Annotated in this window: 12 protein-coding genes; 4 read left to right on the top strand and 8 right to left on the bottom strand. The window is 62.2% G+C overall.

Translation table 11 applies throughout. The annotated features are described in order from the left end of the window. Positions 1 to 25 precede the first annotated feature (25 nt). The 6 genes from BLS81_RS17235 to BLS81_RS17210 form a co-directional block, all read right to left on the bottom strand. Entirely contained in the window at positions 26 to 634 is a 609-nt protein-coding gene (locus BLS81_RS17235; RefSeq protein WP_093225726.1) for a DUF6927 domain-containing protein, read from the bottom strand. A 40-nt stretch (positions 635 to 674) separates the two neighbouring features. Next, positions 675 to 1628: an ArdC family protein gene (locus tag BLS81_RS17230; RefSeq protein WP_093225820.1), complete on the bottom strand. Its 954-nt coding sequence runs from the start codon at positions 1626 to 1628 to the stop codon at positions 675 to 677. 125 nt (positions 1629 to 1753) lie between these two features. Then, a complete protein-coding gene (locus BLS81_RS17225) occupies positions 1754 to 3847 on the bottom strand; it encodes a ParB/RepB/Spo0J family partition protein (protein ID WP_093225724.1) in 2094 nt (697 codons plus the stop codon). 103 nt (positions 3848 to 3950) lie between these two features. Further along, on the bottom strand, positions 3951 to 8174 hold the full coding sequence (locus BLS81_RS17220) for a strawberry notch-like NTP hydrolase domain-containing protein (protein ID WP_093225723.1): 4224 nt from the start codon (positions 8172 to 8174) through the stop codon (positions 3951 to 3953). A gap of 74 nt (positions 8175 to 8248) precedes the next feature. Next, entirely contained in the window at positions 8249 to 9088 is an 840-nt protein-coding gene (locus BLS81_RS17215) for a DUF7146 domain-containing protein (protein ID WP_093225721.1), read from the bottom strand. A gap of 113 nt (positions 9089 to 9201) precedes the next feature. After that, positions 9202 to 10506, bottom strand: coding sequence for a replication protein RepA (locus BLS81_RS17210; protein WP_093225720.1), 1305 nt, complete (start codon positions 10504 to 10506; stop codon positions 9202 to 9204). A gap of 547 nt (positions 10507 to 11053) precedes the next feature. Here BLS81_RS17210 and BLS81_RS17205 point away from each other — a divergent pair. From BLS81_RS17205 to BLS81_RS17195, 3 genes are all read left to right on the top strand, one after another. Beyond that, positions 11054 to 12256 carry an AAA family ATPase gene (locus BLS81_RS17205; RefSeq protein ID WP_093225718.1) on the top strand — a complete coding sequence of 401 codons (1203 nt, stop codon included), beginning with the start codon at positions 11054 to 11056 and terminating at the stop codon, positions 12254 to 12256. 270 nt (positions 12257 to 12526) lie between these two features. Beyond that, a complete protein-coding gene (locus BLS81_RS17200; RefSeq protein WP_093225717.1) occupies positions 12527 to 13504 on the top strand; it encodes a ParB/RepB/Spo0J family partition protein in 978 nt (325 codons plus the stop codon). A gap of 24 nt (positions 13505 to 13528) precedes the next feature. Beyond that, positions 13529 to 13891, top strand: coding sequence for an NUDIX hydrolase (locus BLS81_RS17195; protein ID WP_218123152.1), 363 nt, complete (start codon positions 13529 to 13531; stop codon positions 13889 to 13891). 148 nt (positions 13892 to 14039) lie between these two features. Here the strand turns inward: BLS81_RS17195 and BLS81_RS17190 are convergent, their stop codons facing one another. After that, positions 14040 to 14981, bottom strand: coding sequence for a hypothetical protein (locus tag BLS81_RS17190; RefSeq protein WP_093225715.1), 942 nt, complete (start codon positions 14979 to 14981; stop codon positions 14040 to 14042). Positions 14982 to 15227: 246 nt separating this feature from the next. On the opposite strand from BLS81_RS17190, the gene BLS81_RS17185 reads away from it, so the two are divergent. Next, a complete protein-coding gene (locus BLS81_RS17185; RefSeq protein ID WP_256326316.1) occupies positions 15228 to 16358 on the top strand; it encodes an integrase in 1131 nt (376 codons plus the stop codon). 157 nt (positions 16359 to 16515) lie between these two features. On the opposite strand, the gene BLS81_RS17180 is transcribed toward BLS81_RS17185, so the two are convergent. Further along, positions 16516 to 17289, bottom strand: coding sequence for an alpha/beta fold hydrolase (locus BLS81_RS17180; protein ID WP_093225819.1), 774 nt, complete (start codon positions 17287 to 17289; stop codon positions 16516 to 16518). Positions 17290 to 17455: the final 166 nt, after the last annotated feature.

Raw genomic sequence — 17455 nt, 5'->3', positions numbered from 1 at the left:
GGAGGCCTGATACAGGCTACGCGCCTCAGGCAAAGATGGTCTTATGGACCTTGGTCACCGGCACCAACTGCCATGCCAGGTCACGGAAGCCCGTGATCCGGTAGCGTTGGCAGGTGTCGGGATCACGGAAGCTGAGCCGTCGGCCGCGCTTCTCGACGATGAACTCCGACCCGGTATGTCCGTCGACGAACTTGAGCGGCGTTTCGAGCCTGATCCTGTCGCCATCCTCGATCTTGCGGGCGCGGCGCTCGAGCCGGGCGCGGCAACGGCGGCGCCAGTCCTGGGCGTGCTCATTATTAGTCGGGGTCAGGAGATCGAGGATGCTCTGCGGACAATCGTCCTCACAAGGGCCCATGGATTCCTCCATGTCCTTATAGCCGAACTGCTCGCCGGTCTTGCTGCCCGGGCACCAGTGGACCTTGCAGACGATGGCGAAGATTTCACCGCCGACGCCATTGGTCATGATCTGGGTGGCCGCATAATAGGTGCGGTTTTGGGAACAGGATGAGGCCAGAACCCGCAGCCCTTTGGAGCCGCCATCGACCTCGCGTGTGTAGGTGAATTGGGCATCGAGATAAGCCTTGGCGGTGGGGTGTCCGCCCATCGAGGCAAAAGGCATGGTGAGCCATCCCATGGCTGAACTCCTTGTCGATCGAGTGGAGGAAAGCGCCCCGTCAGGCGGCCTCTGCGAGTTGCTCATCGGCCCCGGACCGAACGTCCGTGGAAACGGTCGCGACCCCGGTCGCCCCGAAGGCGAGCAGATAGTTGAAAGCTTGCTCGGCCTTGGAAGCGGCGTGGATGATCGCGGTCTTGTCGGCGCGCAGGATGCCGAGCCAGTGGGCGACATAGCTGGCATGATTGTCATGCAGCTCGTTCGGTAGGCCGAGATGGGCGCAGACGAGGCCGCTTCCAATCTCGGCGACCAGCTCCTCGAAGCTATAGGCCCTGTCTCCGAACCGCTTTCCGAAGGTCCGGGCCAGACGGGCCGTCCCGCCCGACCAGTGGACGGTCTCATGAGCCCGGGTCGAGGCGTAGTGGTCCATGGTCTTGAACGACCGTTGATGCGGCATCTGGATATAATCGAAGGTGGGGTGGAAGAATGCCCGGTCTCCGCCATGGCGCACGTCCGCCGGGATCGCGTGGAAGAAGTCGTCGATCTCAGCCTGGCGGGCAGAAGGATCGGTCGGTGCCGGATCTTCGTCAGCGGGATAGAAATAGGCCGGCAAACCGTCGATCTGATCGGCGTTGAAGACGATGTAATGGCGCAGGAAGCGGATGCTCCGCTCGGTCTCGGCGCCAGTAATGGGGTCAGCTTCGGTCTTCTTGAAGCTGGAATAGTAGACCGAGAGGGAGCCCTGCTCGCCTCGACGGACGTTTCCGCCCAAGGTTTCCGCCTGGCGATATGTCATCCAGTAGCGCGAGCGGTATCCCTGCGCGTCCGCAATCGCCCAGAGGTAGAGGACGTTGATGCCGGTGTAGGGCGTGCCGCAATGACGGAGCGGACGGCCGCCGGCACCGCTCACCCGCCACGGGCGGCTCCAGGGTGCAACGCCCTCTTCAAGCTTGCGGATGATCAGGTTGGTGATTTCGGCCGCGACATCGCGGTTCGGCTTCTGCTTCGTGGGCATATCGGTCGATCCCATGGCTGGAAAGGGAGACCGCCGATGCTGGGGAGCACCGGCGGTCCGTCACTCAGTGGGGAATGGCCGGCGGCGAAACCGGACGGCCGCCGGGTCGGCACCGTGATCGCGGATCAGGCGGCCACGGATTCCCCGAGCTCTTCGTCGGCGATGGGCGCCACCTCGTCAGTGGCCCCCTCGTCCTCGGCCTCGGGAGCCTCGTCAGTTGCTTCTGCGGTCGGATCGACGGGGGTTTCCGATGTCCGATCGAGGAACCGCATCGCATTGGGCACCCAGGCGAGGGCGGCTTCCTTGACCTCGGGCTCGACGATCACCTCACCGGCGAACAGCTTCTGACAGCTCTCCGAGATCTCGGTCTTCTTGAGGGACGTGTGGCGAACGGTCAGCGCTGGACCGCCGATCTCCGTGAGCAGGCTGAGGATGCTGCCCTTGTTGACCCGGTCAAAGAAGTTCTCCGAGGTCGGCCGCCACCAGCTCGCGACGTCAATCTCGAGGATCGAAGCGAGGCGGTTGTGCAGCGCGATCTGCTCGTTCGAGTAACCGGGTTTTGCCTCGAGCGAGAGCGCGACGATGTAGGCGAGCCAATTGGCCTTGCTGTCGTCGTCGAGCGCCCGGAATGCCTCGAACCGCTCGACCTCGCACTCGGGCTCCGTCCAGGCTGCGTCCAGCCCGTCCCGAGCCTCGGCGAGATAGTCGCGGGCGCGGGACGCCGGCAGGTCGCCCGAGACCGGATCCTGAGGGCTGCTCGCGCGGATGGTGGTCCCGTATTTGACCGAGCTGAGGTAACGCGACGCCGAGTTGGTTCGCGCATCGACCATGACGAACAGCGCATAGTCGAGCGCGAGCGCCGGTTGAGCCAGGATACAGGACGCGAGGATGTCGCGGCGCTGGACCGAGAGCTCGTCGTAGAGCCGGGCGCTGAGCGGCTTGCCACCGGGCGCGACGGCTTCGGGTCGGTATTTCGGCTCGGAACTACTGTTGCCCCGCTCGCGGGCGCCCTCACCTTCGCGGTCCTCGTGATCGTCGCCGTCTGCGCCGTCAGGTTCGTCGATCACCAGCTCCTGCTCGCCGTAATACTGGGTATCCAACCGCATTTCGCCCTGCGGCGTGAGGAGCAGGAAGGCGCCGACGTGGCCTTTCATGGCTTCAGGCAGGACCGGAGGACGGTTTTCAATCGTCTCGGCCTCGGCGATGAGGCGATCATCTTCCTGATCCAACAGCTTGAACGCCTCGTCGGAGAGGTCGCCCTCCTCCATCTCGGCTTCGAGCATGGTGCGCCGCTCCTCAATCTCGGCCAGACGCGCGGCCTGCTCCTCCGTAAGGGGAGGCTGCTGCAGGATCGCTCGGTACAGCCCCTGTGCAGCGTTGTGGGCATAGTTGCTGGCGATGGGCCGGATCCAGGCGAGGCCGGTCTCCTCGCCGATACGCTTCGCTTCGGTTTCCATGATCTCGCCGGCGAGACGATGCGCGATCTCCGGATCAATCCAGCGGTCGTTGCCGTCGGTGAACAGGTCGCCATCGATCTTGCCGCCGGCTTCACGATAGCGCGCCTCGCCGACCAGGACTGCGATCGGATCGCTGGCCTTCATCGTCTCGTTCGCAATGACACGGCGGATCGTGTCGGCCGTAACATAGTTCGTCTGATACCCATTCCAGACGAGGAGCTGCTTCTCCTGGTTCTCGGTCGAAGCATAGGCCTTGGCGATGTCGAGGGTGATCTCGCCGCGGCTGAGCGCTTCGAAGATCGGCTCGGCGAGCGACGCCAGGCGCAAACGACCTTCGACGAACCGACGCGTGACACCGAAGCGCTTGGCGACGGCATCGAGATCACCGGTCGACCCAATGAAATGTTGGAACGCTCGGCATTCCTCGGCGGGCGTCATCTTGAGCTGGTGGAAGTTGGTCGCGGTCGACTTCTCGGAGAGCTCTGCGTCGTTGCCCGTCAGCACCATGACCGGGACGTCAAAGTCGGCGTCCGAAATCGTGCCGCGATCGGCAAGAAGGCGCAGAGCCCGCCACCGGCGGCCGCCGTCGAACACCTCGAACATGCCGCGCGGCTTTTTGGCCGGCGTGATAAGAAGGTTCTGCAGCACGCCTTCGGCTTCGATGCTCGCCGCCATCGGTTCGATCTGAAGCTGCTCGTCCGGCGCGGTGCGGACGTTGACCGGCGAAAGACGCAGTTTGTTGAGCTTGATAGTCCGGATCACTGGGGTCACTCCTTCTGGCGTCCGGCAAATCCCGGACACCATCCCAGCTCCCCCTTCCCTTTCTCTCAGGCCTGCCTGAGGACGATGACGCTGACGCCCCGGATTAGCCGGTCACGGCAATAAGCCGCTCGACGATGTCAGCCGCGCTCCGGACTGGCAGGAATACCCGCGTGCGATATTGGATCACCTCGGTGAAACAACCGAGCGACTTGAGCCATGCAAGCTGACTGGGCGGCGCGCCGACCAATTCGATGCGCGACGAACCATTCACAAGCGCACGCTTGATGGTCATCGGGAACGGGCGCGTGAGATCGACGCTTCGACCAGACAGGGCCGATTTGACGATATTGGGTGCCGGCAGGGTCTCGGCCTGACCGATGCCGAGTTTCGTGAACAGTTGAACGACGTGCTCGTCGAAGACGAGGCGTCCAAGCCAGGAATTGCCAGCCTTGTCGGCGATCCTGTTGACCACGAGATGATCGCTCGGAAGCGCGGACCAGATTGGAAGGAGAAGACCGGTAGCAAGCCGGATGGTTTCGGTGTCGACCTTGTTCGCGGCCTCCTCAGCTTCTTCGAGCCACTTCGCACAGAAGGCCTCGCGGTCGATCGGTGTCCAGGCGCTCTCATAGAGGTCGTCTTCGCGCATATATTCCCGGCGGGTCGGACGCGTGAGCTCGATGCGCGGAATAGGCGTGCCCTCCTTCTCTTCCATGAGCGCGCGGGCCCGCGTTTGAAGTGCCACCTTTCCGGATTTGGCGTTCACCATGAACTCTGCCGTGCCGTCGCAGTCTCCGATTCGGAGGATCCGCTCCAGTGAAACCGGCGTCCGGCGCCGGGCGATCTCGATCGTAAGGAGATGGGAGGTCGCGCCGCTCAGCGGATCGGTCCGTAGCAAGGTGTCGTCGATCAGGGTTGCCGTGTCGACGAGGATGGTCTCGACGCCGACATCCAGGCGACCGGCCTCGCGCGCGGCGGAGACGCGGGTCTCGACGAGCGAGAGGAACTCGTCGAAGATCTTGTTCTGCAAAGCGATCGGCAGCGCGAGTATCCGGTTGAGCCACCGCTGAATGGGCGGGAGATCGTCCTTCATGACGCCATCCTTGTCACAGAGCTCAAGGCCGGTGCGACGCTCGAACTCGGCGTGGGAGATGCTGGTCAGCTTTCCACCGACAAGCAGATGGAACCAGCTCACCAAGGCCGCGCAGGCATATTCGCTTTCAAGGTTGTCGGCGGGGTCGAAGAGGTTCTGACCGCCGGTCTGGCGCTGCCCGCGCGTCAATGCGCCCAAGCTGTCGAGGCGGCGGGCGATCGTGCTTGTGAATCGCAGCTCACCCTTGCAGTCGGTGGTCACCGGCCTGAACAGCGGTGTGCTCGCCTGGTGGGTGCGATGGGTACGCCCCAGGCCCTGGATCGCTCGATCGGCACGCCACCCCGGCTCGAGCAGCAGATGAACACGTTGCTGCTGGTTGGGGACATCGCGCGACGCGTGATATGAACGCCCCGTCCCACCGGCATCCGAAAAGACGAGGATCCGCTTGCGGCCCTGCATGAACGCGGCGGCCTCGGCCTGGCTGGTCCTGGCTGAGCGGTTTTCGAGCTTCTGCCGCCCGTCAGCGGTCGAAACGAGACGCTTGGTTCGTCCCGTCACCTCGGCGACGTCGTGGTGTCCGAACTGCTCGAGGATGCCATCGAGCGCGGAGGTAATCGGCGGCAAAGCGCAGAGATGTTCGATAAGGCGAGCCCGCGCGGCCTCGGCCTCGGGATTGTAAACAGGATTGCCCGCATCATCCTCCATCGGGAGCGAGCGCTGCGCGCCTGTATCGTCCGTGAAGACCCGCATCTGCCGTGTCGGAAAGGCGCGTTCGAGATAGTCGATCACATATTCGCGGGGAGACAGATCGATCTCCAGTTCGGCTCGTTCATCCGGACTGAGCGAACCCAGGCGCCGGTCGAGGATGGATTCGGCGGTGGTGACGAGTTGCATCACGACCGACTGGTTCGCCTTGAGGTGCTCCCGGACGGCCGCGATCACGGTCGGCAGCTTCATCGAGAGGAGCACTTGGCCGAAGAAGCGTTGCTTGGTGGATTCGAAGCGCGAGCGTGCGGAAGCTTTGGCCCCGCTATTGAGTGTCGCATTTTCGAGTCCGTCGACCACGCCCGTCAGTTCGAGCGCCCGCTCCATGTTCTGATGGATGATCGACCAGGCCTCGGCGTAGGTGTCGTAGATCTCGATCTGGGCGGGGGTCAGTTCGTGCCGCAGGATTTCATATTCGACGCCAGCGAAGCTGAGGGCCCGTGCCACATAGAGACCCGTCGCCTTGAGGTCCCGCGCGACAAGCTCCATCGCTGCGATTCCGCCTTTGCTGATCCCGCTGATGAATTGCTCGCGATCGGGAAAGGCCGTGCCGGGTCCCCAAAGCCCGAGCCGCACCGCATAGGCGAGATTGTTGACCACTGACGCGCCGGTGGCCGAGGCATAGAGTATCCGTGCCGCCGGCAGATGGTTCTGTAGCAGCACCCCGCAGATGCCCTGCTGGGATCCATCCTTGGCGCCAAGAGCCCCCTCCCCGCCTGCGACGCCGCCCATCTCATGAGCTTCGTCGAAAGCGATGACACCCTCGAAGTCAGGACCGGCCCAATCGATGATCTGCTTCAAGCGTGTCGAATCGCCCCGCATGGAGCGCAGGGTCGGATAGCTTACGAACAACACACCCTGATCGAGGCCGATCGGCTCATCGATTTTCCAGTTGGAAAGTGGCTGAATGTCACCGCTGAGACCGCCCAACGCCGTCCAGTCGCGGCGCGCATCTTCGAGGAGAGGGGCGTTCTTGGAGACCCAGATATTGCGGCGACGGCCCTGCAACCAGTTGTCGAGTATGCAGGCCGCAATCTGGCGTCCCTTGCCGGCGCCCGTGCCATCGCCAAGAAAGAAGCCTTTGCGATAGGTATGACCGTCCTCGGCGAGGATCAGGCCGACGCCCTCTTTGTCAGGTTTGAAGTTTCCGGGGATCCATTGAGCCCAGGCGTGACCGGCATAAACAACGGTCTCGAGCTGCGAGGCCGATAGGAGACGTTCGCTGACGGTCCGTTCGGGGAGTGATGGCACGTAGTCCGGGATCGGTGCCGGGATCGACCCCATCGCAACGGATTCGACGAGGGCTGTCGGATGCTCGCCAGCCTTGTCGAAGACGATCCGGCTCGGACGATAAGGAAGATAGACGCCCGTCTGATCGAGGAGCGGTGCCGGTGTGCCAAGCTTGGCATAGTCGACCGGAAGGACATCGTTGCGAACGGGTGCATGATAGGCGCGCTGTGCCGGCCGACTGCTTTTGACGGCTCGGAACATTGAGACGCCGCTCATGCGCTTCGGTGTCGGTGTCGGCAGATCCCTACGCGAGGACGCGCGTTCGTGGATCGTCAGGACGTCCAGGAGATCTGCGACCGAGGAGCGCTGGATGGTGGCTGGCGGCGCTTTGCCGGGCACCTTGTCGATGACGAACAGCCGGACCGCGATCGACGTGCCGTGCTTGAGGTAGCATTTCTCAAGACGGATCGCCGTTCGCAAGGTGACGTCGCGCAACACGGTCTCGTAGTGGTCGCGCATTCTTGCACTCGGCCCGAACCAGTCAGGCATGATCGCGACCAACCGCCCTCCGGGCTGCAAGCGGCGGAGCGCCGCCTGGAGATGGCGTACAGCCGCATAGTCGTCCGCTCCCCGGCCGAGTGAGCGCGAGAACGGAGGGTTCATTAAGATGAGCGTCGGTCGCTCGGACGCAGCAAGCGCCGAATTGAGGGTCGCCCCGTCGTGGCCGGTGACGATCGCATCTGGAAAGACGCGGCCAAGCCGACCGCGGCGAGCATGATCGAGTTCGTTCAGATGCAACGTTTGATGTGCGCCGAGCTGTGCGACGAGCAGGCCATTCCCGGCGCTTGGTTCGAGGACGACGTCGTCGGGCTGGACGTTCGCCAGCAGCACAGCGACCGCTGCGATATCGATGGGGGTCGAGAATTGCTGCCACTCGATCTGGTCTTCACTTCGAACCGTCTGGGTCGGCAGGCGGTGCGCGAGGTCAATCACCGCGCGGACGTCATCGAAGGAGGTCAGCTTCCAACCAGGTGCGCGGGTATGAAGGGCAAGGGCATACTCGAGCACTTCGAAGCTGGCACGCTGGGACCAGCGGCCGTCGGCATCGGATCCCCCAAAGGCCTGCGCCATGGACATATTAAGATCCGCCCGTGAGACCGCCTGTCCTGAGCGAATGAGGGGAAGAAGCGCGCTCGCCGCAGCTCGCTCCGAACTGGCGAGAGCATCGATGAGATCGGTCATTTGGGGTCTCCTTTGCAGCCGCCCCATCGGCAGCTCCCCAAATTTGACCCCCCTCCCCTCTCTCTTATGACGGTTCAGCCGTTTTCGGCCTCAAGCAGATTGCACCAGTCGTTGAAACCAGCCGGCGGCGGCGCCGGCTCGATGACTAACCCCGGTCGACGATAGGTTTCGGCAGCGAGATCCGCAGCGCGCCTTCCCTCCGCATCATTGTCGTGGGCAAGCAGCAGGCGGCAAACCTGCGGCGGAATCCGCATTTGGTTGAAGCGCCGAGCGCCCATGGTAGACCAACATGTGATGCCATTGAGGATCCGGTAGGCGGCGGCGGTTTCGAACCCTTCAGCGAGCGCCAGCGTCTGCCCGGCACCCGCTCCTTGCCACGCACCCTGGCCGGGCATGCCGAGCATCACCTTGCTCGTGCAGGTACCATCTGGGGTGAGGAATATCCGCTGGATCGCGGTGAGCGCCCTCCCCTCGCGTACAGCAACCAGCAGTGCCGGAAGAAACCGGGTCGTGGGCTTCGGTCCGAGCGGGCACCTCGGATGAAAACGCAGGTCATTCGGATAAGGGTCGAGGTGGCGCCGTTCGAGATAGCGCTGTCCGAGCGTCGCTCGGAAATCGAGTGCCTCGTCCCAGAGCCGTGTGGGATTGCCAGGTCGAGGTCCGTGGAGCCCGGTCGGCATCGGATAGCGCGTGCCCGGTTTGATCCGGGAAAGCTCGCGCAGGATATCCTCGCGATCGCAGCCGGCGAAACAGGTGACGAGGATAGCGCGGTCGCCCTGGCGGATAGAGAGACTTGGATCACTGTCCGCATGGGCGGGACATCGGCACATCGCGGCAAAGCCGCTCCAGGTGCCGCCTAGAGCGCCGACGAGGTCGATGAGCTCCTGCGATGGTCGTTTGGCTGTAAGCGGCATGATTCACCTCCTGCTTACAAGCACGGCCCCCCTTTCCCTCTTTCCCGTGGTCTGATCCTTGAGGACAGATTCCTCCCGCGACGCGTTCAGGCGAACGGCTCGGAGATCATCGGTCAGTCTTCAGACCGATTCGCGCGGCGTTCGGCGTAACTGATGACAAAGGCTTCCCAGACGCGAAGCCACTCCTTCTCGGTCCTTTGCTTCGCGAAGTTCGGGCAGCCCTTGCGGAAAGCGGCCGCCATATCGTCGACTGCCCACGGGCTCCCCTTGGTCAGGCCGATCTGGCGGAACACAGCCTCCCGGGTGCCGTAAGACAACGAGCCCGCCGGAAAGGAAAGAACCGGTTCTCCGTCCTTAGCAGGAATCGCCGGCACCGCGCGGTGCCGCTTGACCGATGATCTCGGTGCCGTTTCCGTCCTATCGCCGCCGACGAGTCGGAGGTGCGGGCCGACAAGCTTGCGCTCGAGCGGCGCTGGTGAGGGATGCAAGACGACCTTTCGGCCTGAGAGGTCCACGTTTGCGTTCGGGTAAACCGCCGACACGATTTGCATCGTCTCGCGTACCGTTTGCCGGAAGCGCTTGCTGTCGGCCTCGTTGCCGAGATGCTTGGCAAGCTGATCCCACGAAATGACCTGCCCTTTGTCGGACCCGATACGCGGAAGCCGGTAAGCAAGATAGGTGTAGAGATCGAGCGCTGTGGGCGTACCCTTCAGCTCACGGATCGCGATCTCGTTCAGCGGCACAGCGTGGTCGATGAGGTGGCTGTAGAACGCCTCTGACATGCGGATTTCGCGGGCAAAGGACCCGTTCTTGTCGAGCGACCCCGCATATTCATTGGAGATTTTGACGTCTCGCACAGCGAAGGCGTTGTCGTCCGTTTCAGTGCCGTCCCATCGGATCTGCCATTCGCAGGCCAAGAGCCGGTCGACCTGCTCGCGCATAAGATTCGCGGTGCCGCGCGGACCGTAGGAGACCGTCTGGTAGCCAAGACGGCGCATCCACTCAGTGAAGTTGCGGCCCAGATAAACGTCCCGGGATTGCTTCATGACCGCTTGCGACAGAAGATAGATCAAGGCGACGCGTGGGTAAGCGCCATAAGGCACGCCCAGGCTTCGCAAGACCGACTTGCCGTCGACATTCTGAAGGACAGGCCTCGGGTTGATCGCCAGCGCATATTTGCCGTCTTCGCGAACGATAGGCTGCGTGTCGTCCTTGGGTCTCTTCGTGGGCAAAGACATTGCGCAAAGGGCAGAATGGAGGAATGCGGGAACCGGCTCCTCGTCCTGGACACGGAGGAACGCGTCCAAGGTCAGCTGGGTGCCGGCGGTCGTCGCGAGCTTCCGCACACCCTCCTCGCCGCCGTTGAGCATGGCTAGTGCGTATTGGTGCCCGAGCGGCTTGTGCTGATCCCCATTCATGGTCTGCCCTTTCCCCCGAATCTGCCGGGGGCTGTGATGGGCATGTCTCAACAGGTTTGAGGAACGAAATCAACCCTGTTGGCAGTTTGGGAGGGGAAATGGCCGCCAGACCTGCAAAAACACCGATGATGTCGGTGCCCTTTCGCCCGGTCGAGCCACCTTCCCTTCTCAAAATCTAAAAATCAAAGCGATTCGCGAATCGGTTTTTCTTAGGGTGATTCTAGTAATAGGTATGCGCTCCGACATCATCGGTCGGCTCGCACCGAGATCATCGCTTCGATGCACCGAGATCATCGGAAAGTACCGAGATCATCGGTAGTTATCCACAGGGTGCGGTACGACGCGGCCGTTTCGAACTTTGACTGGCATCCGAATCGGAACGGCTCTTAGTTCATCGGTTGTGGGCACTTTCGCGCTGGCCGATAACTGCTCAAACCGCAAAGCGCTCGGAGATCATCGGTCATCTTGTAAGGTTGATGGCCATTTTGTTGATCGAAACTGCCAACGCGGCTATCGTGGGCCATCAAACCCACAGAAGCGGACTCCGATGGCCACTGATCCTTCCCTATTGCAGCCGGATGACCTGATTGAGGGTGGTCTGGACGTCTTGCATCGTAAAGCGCTCACTATCCTGAAGCGCATCCGAGATAGCGCGGTTGATCCTGAGACGGGTCAGAAGCGCGGGCCGACCTTTCCGATATCGAAGGCGGCAGCTCTGGCGGGTCGGACAGCGTCGGCAGTACGCGAGGCGGAACGCGACGGTCGGCTTCCAGAACGCGAGCGGACCGGGTCTGGTCATCGGCTCCAATATACGCTCGAAGAGATCGATCATATGCGGGAGGTCTTCGGCACGCGGCCATGGCGTGAGCCTGGCGACACGCCAGCGATCATCTCAGTGTGCAACTTCAAGGGCGGCGTGGGCAAGTCGACCATTGCCCTGCACCTCGCGCAGCATTTCGCTATCCACGGGTACCGCGTCCTCTTTATCGACTGCGATAGCCAGGCGTCATCGACGATGATGTTTGGGTATCGGCCCGACGTCGACCTGGACGAGGAAGACACGCTCTACGGGCACTTCCATAACCCCGAGCTGCTCGGCGTGCGAAAGATCATCCGCAAGACGCACTTCCATAATCTGGATCTCATTCCGTCGAACCTGCGGCTCTACAATCTCGAATATGAGATCGCCGGATACATGGCGAAGAACCAGAACATGGAGATCATCGACCTGATTGCAGAAGCGATCGACACGGTGGTGGACGACTACGACATCGTCATCATGGACCCGCCACCGGCGCTTGGCATGGTGTCGATGGCTGTGCTGCAGGCCGCCAATTGTATGGTCATTCCGGTGCCGCCGAGCCTGGTCGATTTTGCCTCGACAGTGTCCTTCATCGACATGACGCGCACGACGATGAAGCAGCTTGAGAAGATCGCAGGGCGGGGACGTCCGGCGTATAATTTCATCAGGCTAGTCGGTAGTCGGGTCGATGAAAGCAAGTCGATGCACCGCGAGGTGCTGTCGATGATGCGGCAGGTGTTTGGCGGCTCAATGACGCAGTCGGTAATGGTTACGAGCGCCGAAATCGATAATGCGAGTTCGCGGATGAAGACGGTGTTCGAGCTCGAAAAGCCGGTCACCTCGCACGAGGTTTACAATCGCTGCATGAGGCACCTCAATGACGTCTGCAAGGATATCGAGCAGGACGTTCTGGGCACATGGGCAAGTAGGGCAGGGGGTCGGGTTTGACGGCGAGTTGCCACGTGGCAACGGCACCGATTAGCGGGGTCGTAAACGAGGCAACACAAGCCCTCTACAGCAGACGAAATTGTGACGGTTGCCACGTGGCAACTCGGATCAAAAATCGAGATAACACAAAAGCTTAAGAGATCACTTTATGCAATTTCGCCGGCCAGATCTAACGCATCAGGGAGTGTCCATCTGGGACGAGTTGCCACGTGGCAACTCGCCGCTTTCGGCTGAGGCAACGGCGACAGAAATCGAAGAAGGAACGGGCCGATGAGCAAGGGAAACAAGGGCTTCGGCTCTCAGTTCACGGCAGGTCTCGACGACGAGGATAACCTCGACCAGTCGAACCCTGCAGAAGGCATTATGGCCAGTCGCAGCCAGACCCTGGCTCGGATCGCGACGGGCAAGTCAGTCGCCGACCGAACTGAATGGGTGGACCCTGCAAGGTGCCGTCCCTGGCGGATGCATAACCGCGATCTCGACCATCTCTCGGAGGAGAGTTGTCGCGATCTGATCGATTCTTTCCTGTCTGCCAAGAAGCAGCGGATCCCGGCGATCGTCCGCCGGCTGAAGGATGATCCCGAATTCGATTTCGAGATTATCGCGGGTGTGCGACGCTGGTGGACGGTGAAGTGGCTGCGCGCCCATCATCATCCCGAATACGATTATCTGGTCACGATCCAGAGCGTCACCGACGAGGAGGCGTTCCGTGTCTCGGATGTCGAAAACCGTTCGCGCAAGGACATCTCCGACTGGGAACGGGCCAAGGAGTATACAGTCGCGCTCGCGGAGTTCTATGAGGGCTCTCAGTCACAGATGGCAGAGCATCTTAACCTGTCCAAGTCGTGGCTGAGCCGCCTGTTGGATGTTGCGCGGCTACCCGAGGAACTCGTCGCGGCGTTCTCGGATACGCATGACATAACCGTCCGGGTCGCACGTGACATCAAGCCGCTCACTGGCGATGCGAAGATGCTGGCCAAGATGCGTGACGAAGCCGAACGCATTGTGGACGAACGCGCCAGGACCGGTGCCCGGATCAGCGGGCCCGAGGTGGCAAAGCGTCTCGTCAAAGCGACGGTGACGCCAGCTGCGAAAGGCGGCGCAGAAAAGGAGATCACGGGGAAGCGTGGCAAGGTCATCCTGCGCTATACGAAGGCGAGGGGAGGGGGGTTGACCATCAAGGTGCCGCCGAAGGCGGAGGCGACGCCAGCGGAACTGCTAAAGGCAATAGAAGCGTTGCTCGCGTAGAGCCCGGCCCGCTAGCATGATGCCATGAGCCCCGACGCCATCCGCAAAATCCGGATCGCAGCAGCCCTTATCGATGATGGTGCAGGCCGTTTGCTGTTGGTCCGGAAGGCAGGAACCGAGTGGTACATGCAGGCCGGCGGCAAGATTGAAGATGGCGAAAGCGCCGCCAGCGCGCTACGCCGTGAGCTGGATGAGGAAATTGGGCTGGTTTTGGCCGACGACGACGCGCGTCACCTCGGCCGTTTCTCAGCGCCGGCTGCCAACGAGCCCGGCTTTATCGTCGAGGCCGAAATCTTCCACGTGCGAACGCAGCACGATCCCACTTGCGCTCCGAGATTGAAGAGGCTGTCTGGGTCGATCACGCCACAGCGGCGGCGATGCCCCTAGCACCTTTGGCCCGCGAACATATCTTGCCGTTGTACCGCGGTATCTGATCGCCTTCTCGGCCCCCCACTCCTTGCAGTAGCGCCTCAGCGTTCTCGGCCGCTCTCCCAAGCGGCAGAGCTACGCCATTGGCAGTCGGGGGCAGGGATCGTCAATTCCGCCGTCCATCCTCCGTTGGCGCCATAGAGGCCAGGAGTTTGCGCGCTCCCTGCGGCGTGACTTTCAAGAGCCTCGCAACGGCGGCCGGCTGGAGGCCAGGATAGGTAAGCTGGAGTCGCGCGAGCAGCGGAGCTTTGCTCCGTCGAGTGACGGTGCGGTTCGCTAGGATTCGGGCTGTGGCACGCTCGATGGCGTCGAGCTCTCGCAGGCCAGCCTGAGCTACCCGGCCAAGTGCCTCGAGTAGCGTCAGCGTTAAGTCGGCCGGGGAGGCCGGCAGGAATTTCGGTAGAAGGATAAGGGATGGAATGACCCGGGAGGTAAAACCAGCCCGATAGAGCATGCGTGGTATGGCGACGCCGATCAGCCAGATGCGATCCCGCTGTCGCGGCGGGAGCTCGAGCGGTCGACCGTCGAAGCTGATCACGTCAGCCGAGGCAGCAGTGGGCTCCGCGGTGAGCGAGGCGAGAGCGAAGGTTCGCTCGGCGATCGAGAGCAGATTGGCACAGGGGAACGGCGCATCCGCGGCCGCTCTGATCTGCCGCCATAGCGGTCCGAAGTGTGCGAGATCGTCCCGCCCATAAGTTGCGGCTTGTGCGCGGTCGTCGAGAACCGAGCGAAGTGTGTTGAGGGTGGCTTGCCCGATCGGGTCCTTCGCATCCTCGTCTCGGCTAAGCGCCAGATGGAAGATTGCAGCGACCGAGATTGGATCATTGAGTCCCTCTGACGCGCGGGGAGGGGGAGAGCGCGCCGCGATCCAGTCTTGAAGGTCCCGCACTGCGATCGGGACGCCCGCCAGGCCCGCAAGGGTCGCTGCACCTTCAAGGCGCGATCGCGCCAGGAAGACGTCCGCGCACGGGCTTGCCTGCAGCCGGCCGTCGAGACGGCCGAGCAACAGCAGTGGATCGTCAATTCGAACATCGCTGGCCCGCGTCATCGTTCGGGAGGATCGCACATTTGGAAACCAAAGTCAGCAGTTGGTTTCCGCTTGCGGTACTCGCCGTTAGTCGACCCTTGATAATTGCACTTATTGCATAAGCGTTAATTGCATATGTCTTTATAGTGAGATACGCTGCGCCCGATGGAAAACGTTGTGCCGGATACCAATGATGCGCCGATTTCCGGGTGCAACGGCTCTCCGAAACCTCGCGTTGCAGATGACCTGTCATGGGCCGTCGTAAATATGCGCGCTGGCGAGCGCATCACAATCAAAGCGGCTGTGATCGACGCTTACCAGGCCGCATCCTCGCCCCACAGTATTCGTGCGCTAAAGTCCGATCTTGAAGCGTTTGATCTATGGTGTCGTAGTTCGCAGCGGATTTCTCTGCCCGCATCCGCAGAAACAGTCGCAGAGTATCTCGATGCTCGGGCGGGGCGGGGAAGCAAGCCTGCCTCCGTCGGACGCTACAAGGCGTCCATCGCAAAAATCCATCAAATCCTCGGGCTGGTGGACCCGACTACGGACATCCTTGTGAAACTGCGCCTGTCCGCGATCCGCCGTCGGATGGGCACGGCGCAGAGTCAGGCGCGACCGCTGCGGTTCAAGGGGCCGGTGCGCGATGTCGAGCGAGACGCGCCGCGCGGTCTCAACGTGCGGACCTTGCTGGAAAGCTGCGGGGACGATTTGCCGGGCCTGCGCGACCGTGCGTTGTTGTCGGTGGCCTATGATACGGGGCTGCGTGCCTCGGAACTGGTCGCCGTCGACTTCGCGCATATTCTCGAAGCGATCGATCCGGAGGCGCGCTTGCTGTCTATTCCGCGCAGCAAGGGCGATCAGGAAGGGGAGGGGGCGACAGCCTATCTCTCGCCGCGTTCAGTTCGCGCGATTGCCGCTTGGCAGGATGCCGCTGGCATTGCGTCCGGTTCGATCTTCCGGCGCGTTCAAGTGCGGCGGTACAAGGCGCGGGCCGCCGTGAAGGGTCGGCAGATTGACAGCATTTCGAGCCGCGAGAAATGGGATCTCCGCAAGACTTTGCCTAAAGCCGCGGTGGCTGCACGGGTAGAGTATGACATAGGACAGAAATCACTCCATCCCGGATCGATCGGACCGATCTATCGGGCGATTATCTGCCGCGCTTTCGACGCCGGGGCACTGCCTGACCTGACTAAGGATGATCTGGAACGGTTGCTCAAGGGCGTCAGTGCACACTCGACGCGGGTGGGGCTCAACCAGGATCTTTTCACCAGCGGCGAGGATCTGGCCGGGATTATGGATGCGTTGCGCTGGAAAAGCCCCCGCATGCCGCTGGCCTATAATCGCAACCTAGCCGCGGAGCATGGGGCAGCAGGGCGGTTGTTGGCAAAAATTGGATGATGACTTTTGGGACATTCGCTGTCGGTAAGCGATCATAAGCGTAGCGCTCTTTTGAACTCCGCCTTCAGGCATTGCAGGCAAGATCCGCTATCCGGCGCCCGCCGAAACGGAGGAAGGACTGCATTCCCCTAAGACAGCATGGCTGCCCTGCTGGTGCTCAGCGGGAAGCCGCAGTTTCGATGAGGGAGGCGACCTCCGCAGGGTGCGAAACCATAATCGAGTGAGACGCCCCTTGGATAATCACGGTCTTCTTCGAGTGCGAGCGCGCATACATGAACTTCATCGCCTCCGGTGGGATGTTCCGGTCCGCCGTCCCGTAGATCGCGTAGTTCGGGATCGTCTTCCAGGTTGGCGTTACGGTTGCTTCTCCCAACGCTACATTCGTCACCGGCCGTTGCGTCGCCGCCATGGTCGCCGCCACTGCATCGGAGACATCGCCGGCGAACTGCTGGTGGAACTTGGCGGTGTCCACGTAGAGGTCCTGGACGCCGTCCTGCAACGGAACGCTTATGAGCGTGTCGCCTAAGGTGCTTCCCGGATACTTTCCGCTCAGGCCCAGCGAGGTCTCCCCGGCTTCGGGTGCGAAGGCCGATACGAAGACGAGTGCCTTCACGTTGGTGTTGCCTTCTGCGGCGGCGGTGATGACCGGACCGCCGTAGGAGTGGCCCACGAGCACTACGGGGCCGTTGATGGAGTGGACCAGCGCCGAGATCGGCGCGGCGTCCGTCTTGACGGAGCGCAGTGCGTTGGCGGCGGCGATGACGCGGTAGCCAGACTTCTGGAGGCGCTTGATCACGCCCGCCCAACTAGACGATCCGGCGAAGGCGCCATGGACGAGGATGATCACCGGGCGTGGTTCAGTCTGCGCCGCAGCCGGCATGGCTGCGGCGAGACCCAAGAGCGCGGCGAACGCGAGCAGTAGTTTTCGCATTGTCTGGTTCCTTCCTGTGCAGGCCATTTCGCGGCCGAGGGGTTGAGCTGCAGTGATCGATCCTCTCGGTCTCCGGCGCCATCACGCTGGGGTTTGCTGCCAGAGATACTTTGGTATTGCCGCTGCTCACCCTCGGCACCGTCGCTCAGTCTCCGGACTGTGCGAC

Origin of the sequence: Sphingomonas sp. NFR15 (assembly GCF_900103265.1) — a bacterium.
Lineage (GTDB): Bacteria > Pseudomonadota > Alphaproteobacteria > Sphingomonadales > Sphingomonadaceae > Sphingomonas > Sphingomonas pollutisoli.
This window is presented reverse-complemented; position numbering and strand designations above follow the sequence as displayed.